The following is a 13764-nucleotide window of genomic DNA, read 5'->3' as shown; positions in this document are numbered from 1 at the left end:
GCTCGGAGAGCTGACCGGGCCGCCATTCGCCTCAATCAACCGCAGATCGCCGAATCTCTGCAGGTGGAACACGCTTCGTCCTCAGCCGTTGATAACCGGATCCCGCAACTCGCCGTCGATATCAGACAGCCCCGCAACTGCCAGGCTTTTGGCCAATGCCACCAGTTTTTGCCTGATATTCGGATCCTCGATGGCGATGAACGCCTTGTTGAGCGCCAGCCCCTCCTTCGAGGACAAAAACTTGTTCAATTCGCTCGTCTCGCCTTCGATCGGTCCGGAACCGCCGTTCTCGAAAAAGAAGCCGATGGGCACACGAAGAATCTCGGATATGCGCTGAAGACGGCTGGCGCCTATTCGGTTGGTTCCTTTTTCGTATTTCTGGATCTGCTGGAAGGTAATGCCCAGAAGTTCGGCCAGACCGTGCTGGGTCATCCCGAGCGTCTTTCGCCGGACCCTGACGCGGTTGCCAACATAGACGTCGATCGAATTCGGGGATTTAGCCTTCATGTGAATAAGTCTCCCACTTTATCAGCATGCCCAGCCGTATAATGGAGAGTTTAAGCAAGAATGCAACTAAAAGTAAATATTTCGTAAGGTTTTTTTTCCGCGGCGCGCATAGCAAAAACAACCTATGGATTATTGCAGCGGATACCTAGGCATGGGGGCGCATCACACTCGCGCGCAACTGCGCAGGGCAATGCTGTTCGAATTGGCCGATGCCCGACAAAGTCTCTAAAAAGGCTTTTGAGCAACGGCGATCATCGACTTGGCAAAAATGGGAATTCTTCCGACATATTCAAAGCGGACCTTGTCGAAGCCGGCATCCAGCAACAGCGTGCTCAGGGTATTTGTCGACCAGAACTTGATATGCCCATGATCCTTCAGCGCCATGAAATGATCGTCCATTTTCCCCATCGCCGCGAGCGCAAGATTCTTCAGATAACCGTGATAGGGGGTGGACATCACGGCGACGCCACCCGGCTTGACGAGATCGTATAGCGTCGAGGTGAACGCCCTCGGATCGTAGACATGCTCGACCACCTCCAGGCTGATAACGGCATTGAACGTGCCGTATTCCCGGGAAAGATCGTCATAGGCCGAGCCGACATGCAAGGGCAGCTCGGGATAATTGATATTGGCCTTGGCAATACCATCGCTGGAGGGGTCAACGCCAACGACATAATAACCCCTCTCCGCAAGGGCAGCGGCTGCCCCGCCGGTACCACATCCCAAATCAAAGACGTCGTTTTTCGCAGAACCGCCGAAATGGTTCTCCAGCACGTCGAGCACGGCGGGCAAGATGTAGGAGTGCGCGGTTGTCGGCTCGGCGTGAACATAGGTGGTTGCGTCTAACTCGACGGACATGTCCCTCCCCCCGGCGATTGCGCGGCAAACCCTATCGCAGAATACGTCGAAAATTTGATCAAACCCACCAGATCATGGGGATAACAAAATATATAATCTGAAGTTTTATAATTTAAAACAAAACCCCGGCGCGAAATTACAGAAACGCTGAAACATAATCAATAATAATAGGACGATCTATCAGTAACTGCCTGGAACCTACCGAATAATTCATCGACATCACAATAAAAAACAGAGGAATATTTCAAATTTCGAAACCCAGCCGCGACTGTTCGCCGAACGAATAATGACATCACCCGCGGTCTGCCGCAGCGATTTTCCACACCTGCATGAACGGTTCCCGATGGAATCGTGCTGCGCCCTTGCCGAAAGCTGCCGCGCCCATCCGGTGGGGCACAAAGGCGCCCAATTGCCGACACGAGCCAAAGATATTTAACGGATAAATGTATACTGCTGGATTTAGACAGCCCGATCGAAACCCTTCTCGCACCGGAGAAGACAAGCTTGCCCGATAATTCATCGTCCGCAAATGCGAAACAGCCATTGGGAAAACCGAAGATTCCCGTGGTCTTCTGGTTGCTGCTGACGATCTCCCTCTCGCTGGTCATGGGGACGGTACTTCTTTCCAACCATATGAAACACTTGAAGACGGTCGGCCATTATTTTGGCTTCGATCTCTTCCCCCCTGACGTCAGGCCGCCTCCCCCCAAAGCCCTTCCCCGACCGACACCGCCAGCCACCTTCAAGCTGCCCTTGCATATCATCGAACCGCCGGTGGCACAGACTGCGTCGACTTTTCTGCGCACATGGCGAATATCCGGGCCTGCAATGTGTGCGGCGCTGCGCGATGCCGGCATCGAAACCAGCGATTGGGCGGCGGCGAGCTTTAACGCCGGTACGTTCGAATGCTTTTTCGAACATGGCGGCAAGCGGGAAAAGGATCAGCTTCCGAACTCCATCTTCGTCATCGTTCGCGGCGACGCCACCGGCGCGATCAACAATATGCGGGTGAAAATCATCAATCCCGAGACGGATCAACACGGCCAGCTCGATCCCGGCATTCTGCGAATTTTCGAAACCATGTTGCGGCAACCGCAATGGCTCGATTTCCACGAGACGCTGAACGCAATCAAGGATCTGAGGGACGTCAAGGAAGACGGCTTCGGAGCCAGTATCAACTTCGCCCATGAGGTGCTCAATCCCGGGCGCTATAACTTCACGCTGTCGCTGGATGCGAGCTCGGGACCACAGAAAAGAACCACACGCTATTTTTCCGACAGAACATGGCTTCCATCACCGGACCCGACAGCCGAGGCCGGCATGGCACCGGCACCGGCACCGGCAGAAAATACGCAACATCCGCAGTAGAGCAATTACAACAAAAGTACGCGGCGGAATTGCGTGAAAATTGGGCGCTCGAGCGTGCCTGTGATTCGGACACAAATGATTATGCGACGTCTAACGCCGCGTAAGCCGATCATGCCATGTAGATCATGCCATGTAGCTTGCATCGTCGTGATGCCTGGCCAGGATCCTGTAAAGCTCTTTCAAACTGTCCGCACTCGGCTGTTCGGTGCTGTCACCGCCCGCCAGGCGCCAGACACGCTCGACATTGAGGTCCTGCGTGACTTTCGCAAGGTCTTCGTTCAGCGCGGCAATGGCGAGCTCTGATCGCCGCAACCGCCGCGACTTTCTGACGAGCGCTGCGAACAGGATGAGAATGACGCCGACGATGCCGAAAAAAAGGGCTGCGAACTGCCGGCCGTCGAGAAGAGACAAATCGTTTCGGACAGTCGCCATAAAAAAAACGGCATTTTGAAATGCCATATGAAAACAGCTCAACAGATAGCTAAACCAATCTTCCATCGCGAGCGCCCTCCAGAACGGCTTATATCTTGGAGCAAGCTGGAAAGTCTAGCAGATACCTACAATATCCCCTGATACGAAAGTATATTTGAGGTTGTGTTACTCTACTGAATTGAACGCAAACCCCGCGATGGATCGTTTGCCGGCCAACCCGGCCCATTAAATTGCGCCGCGGACATGAAAAAAGCCAACAGTGAGAGATAAAATGAATAGACGACGTTTCCTCGCCTCGATTCCGCTTGCTCTGTTGTATGCCAATGCAGGCCCCGTCCTGGCACAGGTACCGCCGGCGAAAGGGTTGCGCGCCCTTGCCGATAGCAAGTCGTTGCGATTCGGATCGGCAATCGACCTGCAGAACATCGATGATCCTATCGCTTCCGGGATCTACATCGGCAACGTCAATTCGATAACGCCGCGAAACGAGCTGAAATGGAATGCGACGGAAAAGAGACCGGGTGTTTTCAGCTTCAAGAGCGCCGACCTTATGGTTGCATTTGCACGCAAAAACAACATGAGGGTTTATGGCCATACGCTGATCTGGTATCGCGTCCCGGAATGGGTGTCTGCGATCACCGACGCCAAGACGATTCAGGCGGCGATGAACCGTCATATAAAACAGGTTGTCACTCGCTATAAGAACTCGATTGACGCTTGGGATGTGGTGAACGAGCCGTTGGAATATGATGCGCCGGATCTGCGGGATTGTGTTTTCCGACGCCTTCTAGGCGACGACTACATCCGCATGAGCTTCGATATGGCACATCAGGCCAATCCCGGCGCGACGCTGGTGCTCAACGAAACGCATCTGGAGAAAAAATCGGATGTTTTCGAACAGAAGCGCGCGCGCATCCTGAAAATCGTCGAGGATCTCGTCGCCCGCAAAACGCCGATCAACGCGGTGGGGCTGCAGGCGCACTTCCGCCCCGGCCTCGACCGCATCGACCCGGAAGGCATGGGCCGTTTCTGCGCGGCTCTGAAGGACATGGGTGTCGGTGTTTTCATCACCGAACTCGACGCCTCCTGTCACTTCCTGGGCCGCGACAAAAGCTTCACGCCGGCGTCATACGCCGACATTTTCAGTGACGTGATCACCGTGGCTGCCGAACGTGGCGACTTGAAAGGCGTGACGGTATGGGGCATGTCGGAAAAATACGGCGAGCCCGACGAGAAGGCCGCCGGTCCCGACGCGGCGTGTACGAAGCGCGTTAATCTTTACGACGAAAACAATGCGCCGCGAAGTGCGGTTGATGGCATCCGGCGAGCAATAGAGGCGATGTGATGCGCAAGACAACGGAGACGTCGACAGATTCATGAGAAAAGCCGTTATTTACGTGGAAAAGTTTTTGCCTGCCAGCCAGGCATTTGTTCTCAACCAGGCGGTGGCATTTCGTTCCTTCGAAGCTGAAATTCTTGCCGGTTCGCGAATTTCTTCCGCCCACACCAAAAAATCCACTGTTCCGGTTCATGACATCCGTCGGTCTCCCGTTGCACGCGCCGGTGAACTGCTTCTGAAAATCCCCCAGATCGGCCTTCCCTTTCTCTTTCCGGCGATCGGCGGTGCCGATCTTGTTCACGCCCATTTCGGCAAGAACGGTTATGTCATCGGGCCCTTGGCACGCGCCGCCGGCAAGCCGCTGGTCACCACATTCCACGGCTTCGACGCCACTTATGGCGGCGATCCGAAAAAGCCTGGCGGCTTCAATCAGGTGCGCTTCTTCGCCAAGGGCCGCCGGGAGATGGCCGGCTGGAACAGCTGGAACATCGCCGTTTCCGATTTCATCCGCGACCGGCTGCTGGCGCTCGGATTTCGCGCCGACCGCGTCTATCGCCACCATATCGGCATCGATCTCGATCTCTTCAAAATGGAGCCGCGCCCTCGAAAAAAGGGCCTGGTGGTTTCCATTGCCCGTTTCGTCGACTATAAGGGCCACCGCTTCATGATCGACGCGCTGTCGCGCGTGGCGACGACCGGCACGCCGGTCGAATTCGTCATGGTGGGTCAGGGACCGCTGAAAGAGGAAATCGAGGCGCTGGCGCGTCGTTCCTTGCCAAGCGTCACGATCCATGAAAATCTGTCGCAGACTGAGATAAGGGATCTGCTCGCCAGTGCGGAACTTTATCTTCATGGCAGCGTGACCCTCGACAATGGTCACGCCGAAGCATTCGGCCTCGCCAATTTGGAGGCCGAAGCCGTCGGTACTCCGGTCGTCGCATTCCGTTCGGGAGGCGTGGGCGAAGCGATCGAAGAGGGGAAAACTGGTTATCTCGTGGAGGAGCGGGATGTCGCGGGAATGGCCGAAGCAGTCGGAAGGCTGCTCAACGACCAGGCCCTGTGGACAACCTTCAGCGCGCGGGCACCGCTTCTGGTGGCCGAGCGTTTCGACTTACGTCGTCAGACGGGGATGCTCGAGGACTATTACAGTTCCGTGCTAGACGAATTTTCCAGCCGGGGTCGGACTTGATGGTGCAGACAGGAAAGAAGCCGAAGTGGGGACTGAACGTATTTCGGCCGCTGCGGGACGGAATCGTGAAGGCCAAATGGCTTTACTATACAAAATTCTGGGGAATGGACATCGACCCGACGGCGAGCTTTTCCCTAAGCGTCCGGTTCGACAAGACCAATCCGAAAGGCCTTCATATCGGCGCGGAAACCTATGTCGCCTTTGAGGCGGCGATCCTGACGCATGATCTGACGCGCGGGCTCTACCTTCACACGCGAATCGGCAAACGCTGCTTCATCGGCGCCCGCAGCATCATTCTGCCCGGCGTTGAAATCGGCGACGAATGCGTCATCGGCTCCGGCTCGGTGGTGACCAGGAGCGTTCCGCCGCGCTCGCTCGTGGCGGGCAATCCGGCAAAGATCATCCGCAGCGACATCAAGATCATTTCGCGTTACGGACGCATGGCACGCGAAGACGAAACGGTCTCGCAGATCGTCACGCACTTGCCGACTGGAGAAGCACGATGAAGATGTTTGCCTACCGCGGGAAACACGAGAATTTTGGCGACGAACTCAACCATTGGCTCTGGGAGCGGCTGCTGCCCGGCTTCTTCGACGATGACGAAGGCCAGCTCTTTCTCGGCATCGGTTCGATCCTCTACGACAATTTCGATCCGAACATGCAGAAGATCGTCTTCGGTTCAGGTTATGGCGGTTACACCAACCCGCCGAAAGTCGACGGCAACTGGACATTCTATTTCGTCCGCGGAAAGAAGACCGCCGAGGTCCTCGGCATCGATCCGAGCTACGCGATCGGCGATTCGGGCATTCTGACGCGCAGCTGCTGGGATGCCAAAAGCATCGAGAAGCGTTATCCCGTCTCCTTCATGCCGCACTACGAAAGCGCCATGTACGGCAGCTGGGATAAGGTCTGCGATCTTGCCGGCATCCATTATATCGATCCCCGCTGGTCGGTGGAAAAGGTTCTGACCGAAATCAGCGCGTCGCATAAGGTCGTCTCCGAGGCGATGCATGGCTGCATCATATCGGATGCGCTGCGCGTTCCGTGGCGGGCAATCCGGCCGATCGCGCCCGGCAATCGCGCCAAGTGGTATGATTGGGCGAGTGCGCTCGATCTGGAGATCGATTTCGATCCGATCGGCCCGTCGAACCTCGTCGAGGTCGGAGCCTCGCTGGTGCGGAAAAATACCACCCTGTTGAAGAACATCACGTTCCGTCATCGCCGCATCCGGCAGCTGACCGGAAATTATGTCTTCGGATCGACGGTCAAGACATTGCAGCGGGTGGCGCAGAAGCCCGGCCAGCTCAGCACAGATGATTCTATCGTAAGAGCACACGAGAGAATGCTGGTCGAACTGAACCGGCTGAAGCAAGATTATTCCAAGAAAACGGCAAGCGTCCTTTAAGGTCGCAAACCGGTTTCGTGACGAGGCAATAAGGCATGATGCTTTCCAACTCCATCGATACCCTCTGCGCTCGCGAGGGCCAGAAGCACCTTGGATTGGCATGCGGCCCGCTCAAGTGGTCGATGTCCTCCAGCTCGGGAGCGGTTCGCCCATGAGCAGTGTGACCGACCGACTGATTCAGGGCAGCATGTGGCTGAGTCTGTCCCGCGCCATCGTCAACGGGCTTTCGGCGCTCAGCACCTTTGTTCTGGCCTGGTATCTGGTACCGGCTGATTTTGGTCTCGTCGCCATTGCAACGACGATCCAGGTCATCTTGAGTTCGGTCACCGAGCTTTCGCTCAATCAGGCCCTCATCCGACATGAATCTCCGAGCGAAACTCACTTCAGCGCGGTCTGGACATTGAGCGTGACGAGAAGCGCCATCTTGGCGATTCTGTTTGCCGCCGCGTCCTATCCGATCGCCGAGTTTTACAATGAACCTCGTTTGACGAGCGTGATGCTTGCCCTGAGTTTCAGCCTGCTGCTGAGTGGTCTCGCCAATCCGCGCCGCGTCATGCTCCAGCGCGATCTGATTTTCTGGCAGGAATTCGTCCTGAACGTCTCGCAAAAGCTGGTCGGCTTCATCGTGACGGTGGCAATTGCCGCGATTTACCAGAGCTATTGGGCGCTCGTGATCGGCACGCTTGCCTATCAGGTAACCAATATCATCGTGTCTTACACCGTCTTGCCGTTCTGGCCGCGCATAACATTCCGCCATGCCCGGGAATTGTTTTCCTTCTCGGTGTGGCTGACGGCCGGACAGATCGTCAATACGCTGAACTGGCGGATCGAGTATCTGCTGATCGGCAAGATGCTCGGCGCCACACAGCTTGGTCACTACACCGTCGGCAACACTCTTTCGACGCTGCCGACGCGCGAGGCGACGGCGCCGTTGAACCAGACGATTTATCCGGGCTTTTCCAAGGTCCGCAACGATCCGGTCCGGCTGGTTGCCGCCTATCAGCGCGCGCAGGCGCTGCTGGCGGCAGTGGCGCTGCCGGCGGGAATCGGCATGGCTGTCGTGGCGGATCCGATGATGCGGCTTGCCTTGGGAGAGAAGTGGGCGCCTGCGATCTTCATCGTCCAGGCGCTTGCATCGGTCTTCGCCCTGCAGACGCTCGGCTCGCTCGTCCAACCGCTCGGCATGGCCAAGGGCCATACCAAGATGCTGTTCATCCGCGACACGCAGATGCTGGTGGTTCGCATTCCCATCATTATCGCCGGCCTGATGATGGCCGGGCTTCCCGGCGTGGTTTATGCGCGCGTGCTGACGGGCCTGATTTCCACCGTGGTCAACATGCTTCTCGTCAAGCGCCTGATCAATCTGCCGTTCTTCCAGCAGCTCGCGGCAAATTTCCGCGCGCTTGCGAGCGTCGCCCTGATGGCCGCCGGTGTCTGGGGATTGTCGCATGTCCTGAACACCCCCACCGACAAGCTGGCGCTGGCCTTGCACCTCGCCATCCTCGTCGTCACCGGCGGTATTCTCTATATCGGTTCCAGCTTTGTCCTTTGGCTCGCAATGAAGAAGCCAAATGGCCCGGAAACCGAAGTTCAGCGTATCGCCGTCAAGTTCCTGTCAAAAGCCAAGCGTATTGCCGTTCCCAAGTCGGCTTAAAGCTAAAAACGAACCTTAAAAAGTGAGGCAGAATGACCAGCCTATCCAGATCTGAGCTGATCTCAAAACTCAACGGCATGATCCATGATTGCCTGAAGGACTATGTCTCGCGCGACGAGCCGCTCGCGATTCTCGACTTCCCCGACATCCGCAATTGTGGCGACTCGGCGATCTGGCTGGGTGAGATGGCCTATCTCAAGAATCGCTTCGGCAAGCGCCCGGACTATGTTTCCAGGCTCTACGACTTCTCCGTGGAGGAACTGAAACGGCGCGTTCCCACAGGCCCGATCTTCATTCACGGCGGCGGCAATTTCGGCGATATCTGGGTTGCCCATCAGGATTTCCGCGAGATGATCATGGAGCGCTTCCCCGATCGGCAGATCGTCCAGTTCCCACAGTCGATCCACTACAGCTCGCCTGAGCGCATCGAACAGTCCAAACGGGCAATCGGGCGCCACAAAAATTTCGTGCTGCTCGTGCGCGACGAAGAATCGAAGGAATTTTCCGAGAAACATTTCGACTGCACGGTGCGGCTGTGCCCCGATATGGCTTTCGCCATCGGCGCGCTTCCGGAAAGGGCGACGCAAATTCCCGTCCTCGCCATGCTGCGGGAGGATGCGGAACGGGTTGGCGGCACCGATCGCAACCTCCCTTCCGACATTCCTGTGGAAGACTGGATCACAGAGTCGAAACGGAAGGTGAATATCGCCAAAAAGCTTGGCGTAGCTTCGGCCTATCTGGCATTGAAGCCCAGCGAAGTCGCATTGCGCAGGCTGGACGCGGCTGCGCATAACCGCTTCGAACGCGGCATCAGCCAGATTTCACGTGCCCGCGCCATCGTGACCGACCGCCTGCACGTCCATATCTGCTCGCTGCTGCTCGGCCGTCCGCATGCCGTGCTGGACAACAGCTATGGAAAGATCCGCCGCTTCATGAATGCGTTCTCCGGCGGGACGGAACTTTCATACAAGGCAACCTCGCTCGACGACGGGATCGAGTGGGCGCGTCACCAGGCAGCCAAAGGGCGTGTCGATAACAAGGAAGCTGTGAGCTTGCGGGCTTAAGGGGTTATTCGATGCCACTCGTTACCTTCATCATACCGGTCCGACATCAGGACAATGCCCGCGACTGGAGCAAGCTGAAGGCGAATCTCAGCCAGACCGTGGCCTCGATTTCCAACCAGACCAATGGAGATTGGCGCGGCATCATCGTGGCGAACGAAGGCGCCGACCTGCCTGATCTGCCGGAAAAATTTTCTGCCGTGCGCGTGACTTTTCCGCCGAACGACCTGCATGAACTCGGAAAGGGCAGCAAGGAAGACTTCCTCGACGCCTTCCGGGCAGACAAGGGTCGGCGCGTCCTGAGCGGCATGTTGACCGCCGCCGATAGCCGCTTCTTCATGATTGTCGACGACGATGACTTCGTCAGTTCGCGGATCGTGCAGCACGCATCCGAAAATCGAGACGCGAATGGGTGGACGATCGACCACGGCTATATCTGGGACGATGGCGGCAATTTCCTGTTCGGCCACGATGATTTCAGCCATCTCTGCGGCACCTCGTTGATCATTCGTGCCGATCTCTACGAACTCCCCGGTCGCTTCGAGGATGCTTCGCTCGACTGGATCAAGTCGATGCTGGGCAGCCACGTCCGCATCGCGAACATCCTGTCCCAACGTGGAGCGCCGCTGACGAAACTTCCCTTTCGCGGGGCGGTCTATCGGGTTGCCCATGGCGGATCGCACAGTCAGGCGCCAAGCCTGCTGCGGCAATATTTCCTGAACCGCGGCGTGCTTACCAAACCGCGGCGGTGGTTGCGCAACCTTCGCAAGCTGAGGATACTCGGCCAAGGTCACAGGCGCGAGTTTTTCGGCAAGACGCGGTCGAACCCCGCATAAGCGCCGATCCCGTTCAAATATCGCACAGGCAGTCAAAATATGAGGCTTTTCTCTTTCGACTCCACCAATAGGGTTGGTCACTGATGTCGGATCTTTTCGTCAGCGTACTCTTTTCATCCTATAATGGCGCCAGCCGCCGGCTGCGCCATACTTTGGATTCCTTGGTGCGCCAGGAGCTTCCCCATGATCGGTGGGAACTGGTTGCTGTCGACAACAACAGCAATGACGACACGTTCGATCTTTTGACGTCATATAGCGACAAGCTCCCCATCACGATCCTGCAGCAGCGCAAGCCGGGAAAGTCCGGGGCGCTGAATATGGCTCTGGATCGGGTGAAGGGCGATCTCGTCGTCTTTACCGATGACGATATACGCGCCGAACCGAACTGGTTGAAAGCCATCGTCGACTGCGCCATCGCCCATCCAGCTTATGGCGTCTTCGGAGGCAGAATCGTCCCCGATTGGGAAAAGGAGCCAAAGGACCGCTTCATCGAGTGGATTCCGATGGGATCCACCTTTGCGATCGTCGATGAAACGCAAAGCGGGCCGTGTGACCCGACAAAAGTCTGGGGCCCCAATACCATCATTCGCCGGGAACTGCTGGGAGCCAGCGTGCGCTACCGGGAAGATATCGGTCCTCTTCCGGGCAAGATATTTGCCATGGGGGAAGATGCGGAGATCATCATCCGTCTGGCAGCAAACGGCGCCAAATCCTATCGATGCGCCGAAGCCGTGGTTTATCACTGGATTCCTGCATCAAGCGTCACCGAGGATTGGGTGCAGAAACGAGGCGAGCGTCTAGGCTATGGCATGCCGGCGCTCTTTCCCGACGAGGTGCCAGGAGGAGTGAGATTAAGCGGAGTTCCGCTTCCGACCTGGATCGAAAGCGCGCAATGGGCATTCCGGGCTGCCACGCTTTATCTCCTGCCGCAGTCCAAGAAGCGCTTCTGGGCTATCTGGAAATATTACTACATGCGTGGATATCGTGCCGGAATTCGCCGATACGCGCCTCAGACGCTGGCGCGGTGATCGATTGATCCAGGAGACGGCAATTTGAAACTCTCGGTGCTGATCAACAATTTCAATTATGGACAGTTCCTGCGCCCATGCATCGACAGCGTTCTGTCGCAGGCCTATCCCGACTTCGAAGTGATCGTCGTCGACGATGGCTCCACCGATGATTCCAGGGAGATCCTTGCCTCCTATGGCGAGCGGATTCGACCGGTATTGAAGGAAAACGGCGGCCAGGCCTCGAGCTTCAATGCGGGTTTTGCGGCCGCAAGCGGCGACATCCTCTTTCTCCTCGATGCCGACGACGCGTTTCTGCACGGCAAACTCGCGCGGATTGCCGAGATCTACGATCGCAACGAGATCGACTGGTGTTTCGACCGCATCACGACCGATGAAAGCGACCAGCCTGCCGCAGAATTGCAGGTGACGTTGTTCGACAAGCGTGACACGCTGCGTAAAGGCGGCTTTCCGTCGCTCCCGGTTCCCACTTCCGGCCTGAGCTTCCGCCGCAGCCTGCTGTCTCAGATATTGCCGATGTCGGTCGCAACGGATGTCGTTCTCAGCGACAACTACATCAAGTTCGCCGCCGCCTTTCTTGGCCGTGGCGCCATTGTCGAAACACCGCTGACCTTTCAACGCATTCATGCGTCGAACCGCTACACCGGCACAAGCAGGGCCAAGACACTGCGCCCGCGGATCATGATCGCGACAGGACTGGAATTGGCGCGCCGATATGATGGGCTGCAGGCGCTCGGCAAGAGCCTGGTGGCCGGCGGCATTGCCGAGACGACATCGCTGCTGAAGCTCAGGAGCGAAGCGCGCAACACGGTGACCGGTGGTCCGTTCGGCGATGCTGCCGCAACCGAGGTGGCCCTGATGGCGGCACGCAAGCGCTTGGGAAATATGCTGCGGAGAGGACAGTCATGAACCAGCAGGAAACTTTCCCGCATTCATCCGTCGGCACCGATCAGGCAGGCGCTGCGCCGTTGAAGATCGCCGTCGGCGTGCTGACCTACCGGCGGCTGGACGGGATCGCCAAGCTGCTTGACGTCATGACGCGCCAGATCCGGCACCCGGCCCGGCCCTATCATCTCACCATGGTGATCGTGGATAATGATGCGGCCGGCAGCGCAAAGGCAACGGTGGAGAGCTTTGGCCAGACACGCGCCTACGACCTGATCTACGTCGTCGAGCAAAACCAGGGCATCCCCTTTGCGCGCAACCGCGCGCTGGATTCGGCGCCTCCCGGCACCGACCTGTTCTGCTTTCTCGACGATGACGAATGGCCGGTCGACGGCTGGCTGGACGCCATGCTGGAAACCCGCGAGAAAAACCGCGCCGATTGCGTCTACGGGCCCGTCCAGCCGGTCTATCCCGAAAACCCGCCGGAATATTTCATCAAGGCCAGGGTATTCGAGCGCAAGAAGAACATCGACGGCCAGCGCATCGGTTATGCGGCTTCGAACAACGTCATGTTCGACTATCCGCTGATCCGTGCATGGAATCTTCGTTTTGAGGAGAAGATGCGCTTCACCGGCGGCACGGACTATCTTTTCTTCAATCAGGCCATCCGCCGCGGCATGAAGATTTTCTGGGCCGACAAGGCCCTTGTCCATGACATCGTTCCGGCGAACCGGATGACCTGGAAATGGGTGTTGCAAAGACAATACCGGCTCGGCAATACCTTCGCAGTCAGCGAGGTTCTGCATGGCAACCTCAAGCGCCGGGTCTACCGCGCTGCCTATGGCGCCACCAGGGTCGTGCTCGGATTGGTCATGCTGCCGGCGATCCTGATTTCACCTTACTGGGGCATGCGGGCGCTTACCCATGTTCTGCGCGGCGCCGGCATGGTTAACGGGATCCTTGGACATGCATACCAGGAATATAAACCCAATGCCGCTGTCTGATATTATGTGCGGGCAGGTTCGGATGAGCTCCAACGCTTCCTATGTTCCAAACGCACACATCCTATGTGATTGGCCGTCCACCAACTTCGGGGCTTCGACCAGCCCGGCCAAAAATGGTACAGTCCGGCGGAACTATCTTGACACGAGCGCTGTTCGGACTGAACGGTTTTTCACTCTCATCATCGGTCAAATATAGGA

Annotated in this window: 14 protein-coding genes; 11 read left to right on the top strand and 3 right to left on the bottom strand. The window is 57.2% G+C overall.

Annotated features, from left to right (window positions below; translation table 11 throughout):
- Positions 1 to 81: 81 nt before the first annotated feature.
- Together ATY75_RS16665 and ATY75_RS16660 are read right to left on the bottom strand one after the other, a co-directional pair.
- Entirely contained in the window at positions 82 to 507 is a 426-nt protein-coding gene (locus tag ATY75_RS16665) for a helix-turn-helix transcriptional regulator (RefSeq protein WP_088938425.1), read from the bottom strand.
- 225 nt (positions 508 to 732) lie between these two features.
- Positions 733 to 1365, bottom strand: coding sequence for a class I SAM-dependent methyltransferase (locus ATY75_RS16660; RefSeq protein WP_088938424.1), 633 nt, complete (start codon positions 1363 to 1365; stop codon positions 733 to 735).
- Between the two features lie 504 nt (positions 1366 to 1869).
- On the opposite strand from ATY75_RS16660, the gene ATY75_RS16655 reads away from it, so the two are divergent.
- Complete coding sequence (locus ATY75_RS16655) at positions 1870 to 2733, top strand: DUF6030 family protein (protein WP_088938423.1); 864 nt, start codon at positions 1870 to 1872, stop codon at positions 2731 to 2733.
- Between the two features lie 123 nt (positions 2734 to 2856).
- Here ATY75_RS16655 and ATY75_RS16650 read toward each other — a convergent pair whose 3' ends face one another.
- On the bottom strand, positions 2857 to 3144 hold the full coding sequence (locus ATY75_RS16650; protein ID WP_245317590.1) for a hypothetical protein: 288 nt from the start codon (positions 3142 to 3144) through the stop codon (positions 2857 to 2859).
- A 292-nt stretch (positions 3145 to 3436) separates the two neighbouring features.
- On the opposite strand from ATY75_RS16650, the gene ATY75_RS16645 reads away from it, so the two are divergent.
- The 10 genes from ATY75_RS16645 to ATY75_RS16600 all read left to right on the top strand — a co-directional run bounded on the left by ATY75_RS16645 (position 3437) and on the right by ATY75_RS16600 (position 13566).
- The gene (locus ATY75_RS16645; RefSeq protein ID WP_088938421.1) at positions 3437 to 4510 is read left to right on the top strand and encodes an endo-1,4-beta-xylanase; all 1074 of its coding nucleotides are present in this window, start codon (positions 3437 to 3439) and stop codon (positions 4508 to 4510) included.
- Between the two features lie 31 nt (positions 4511 to 4541).
- Positions 4542 to 5693, top strand: a complete 1152-nt coding sequence (locus ATY75_RS16640; RefSeq protein WP_088938420.1) for a glycosyltransferase — start codon at positions 4542 to 4544, stop codon at positions 5691 to 5693.
- On the top strand, positions 5693 to 6199 hold the full coding sequence (locus tag ATY75_RS16635) for an acyltransferase (protein ID WP_088938419.1): 507 nt from the start codon (positions 5693 to 5695) through the stop codon (positions 6197 to 6199). Before ATY75_RS16640 ends, ATY75_RS16635 begins: the two co-directional genes overlap by 1 nt.
- The gene (pssM, locus tag ATY75_RS16630) at positions 6196 to 7098 is read left to right on the top strand and encodes an exopolysaccharide glucosyl ketal-pyruvate-transferase (RefSeq protein WP_088938418.1); all 903 of its coding nucleotides are present in this window, start codon (positions 6196 to 6198) and stop codon (positions 7096 to 7098) included. The genes ATY75_RS16635 and pssM overlap by 4 nt, the downstream gene beginning before the upstream one ends.
- 151 nt (positions 7099 to 7249) lie before the next feature.
- Positions 7250 to 8752: a lipopolysaccharide biosynthesis protein gene (locus tag ATY75_RS16625; protein ID WP_064840339.1), complete on the top strand. Its 1503-nt coding sequence runs from the start codon at positions 7250 to 7252 to the stop codon at positions 8750 to 8752.
- 32 nt (positions 8753 to 8784) lie between these two features.
- On the top strand, positions 8785 to 9816 hold the full coding sequence (locus ATY75_RS16620) for a polysaccharide pyruvyl transferase family protein (RefSeq protein WP_088938417.1): 1032 nt from the start codon (positions 8785 to 8787) through the stop codon (positions 9814 to 9816).
- 11 nt (positions 9817 to 9827) lie between these two features.
- Entirely contained in the window at positions 9828 to 10649 is an 822-nt protein-coding gene (locus tag ATY75_RS16615) for a hypothetical protein (protein ID WP_064840341.1), read from the top strand.
- An 83-nt stretch (positions 10650 to 10732) separates the two neighbouring features.
- Complete coding sequence (locus tag ATY75_RS16610; RefSeq protein ID WP_088938416.1) at positions 10733 to 11677, top strand: glycosyltransferase; 945 nt, start codon at positions 10733 to 10735, stop codon at positions 11675 to 11677.
- Positions 11678 to 11701: 24 nt separating this feature from the next.
- Positions 11702 to 12586: a glycosyltransferase family 2 protein gene (locus ATY75_RS16605; RefSeq protein WP_064840343.1), complete on the top strand. Its 885-nt coding sequence runs from the start codon at positions 11702 to 11704 to the stop codon at positions 12584 to 12586.
- Entirely contained in the window at positions 12583 to 13566 is a 984-nt protein-coding gene (locus ATY75_RS16600) for a glycosyltransferase family 2 protein (protein WP_088938415.1), read from the top strand. Before ATY75_RS16605 ends, ATY75_RS16600 begins: the two co-directional genes overlap by 4 nt.
- The last annotated feature ends 198 nt before the right edge of the window (positions 13567 to 13764 follow it).

The organism is Rhizobium sp. N122 (genome assembly GCF_002211295.1).
Taxonomy (GTDB): Bacteria; Pseudomonadota; Alphaproteobacteria; order Rhizobiales; family Rhizobiaceae; genus Rhizobium.
Note: the sequence above shows the minus strand (reverse complement) of the source record. Positions and strands in the feature narration are given on the sequence as shown.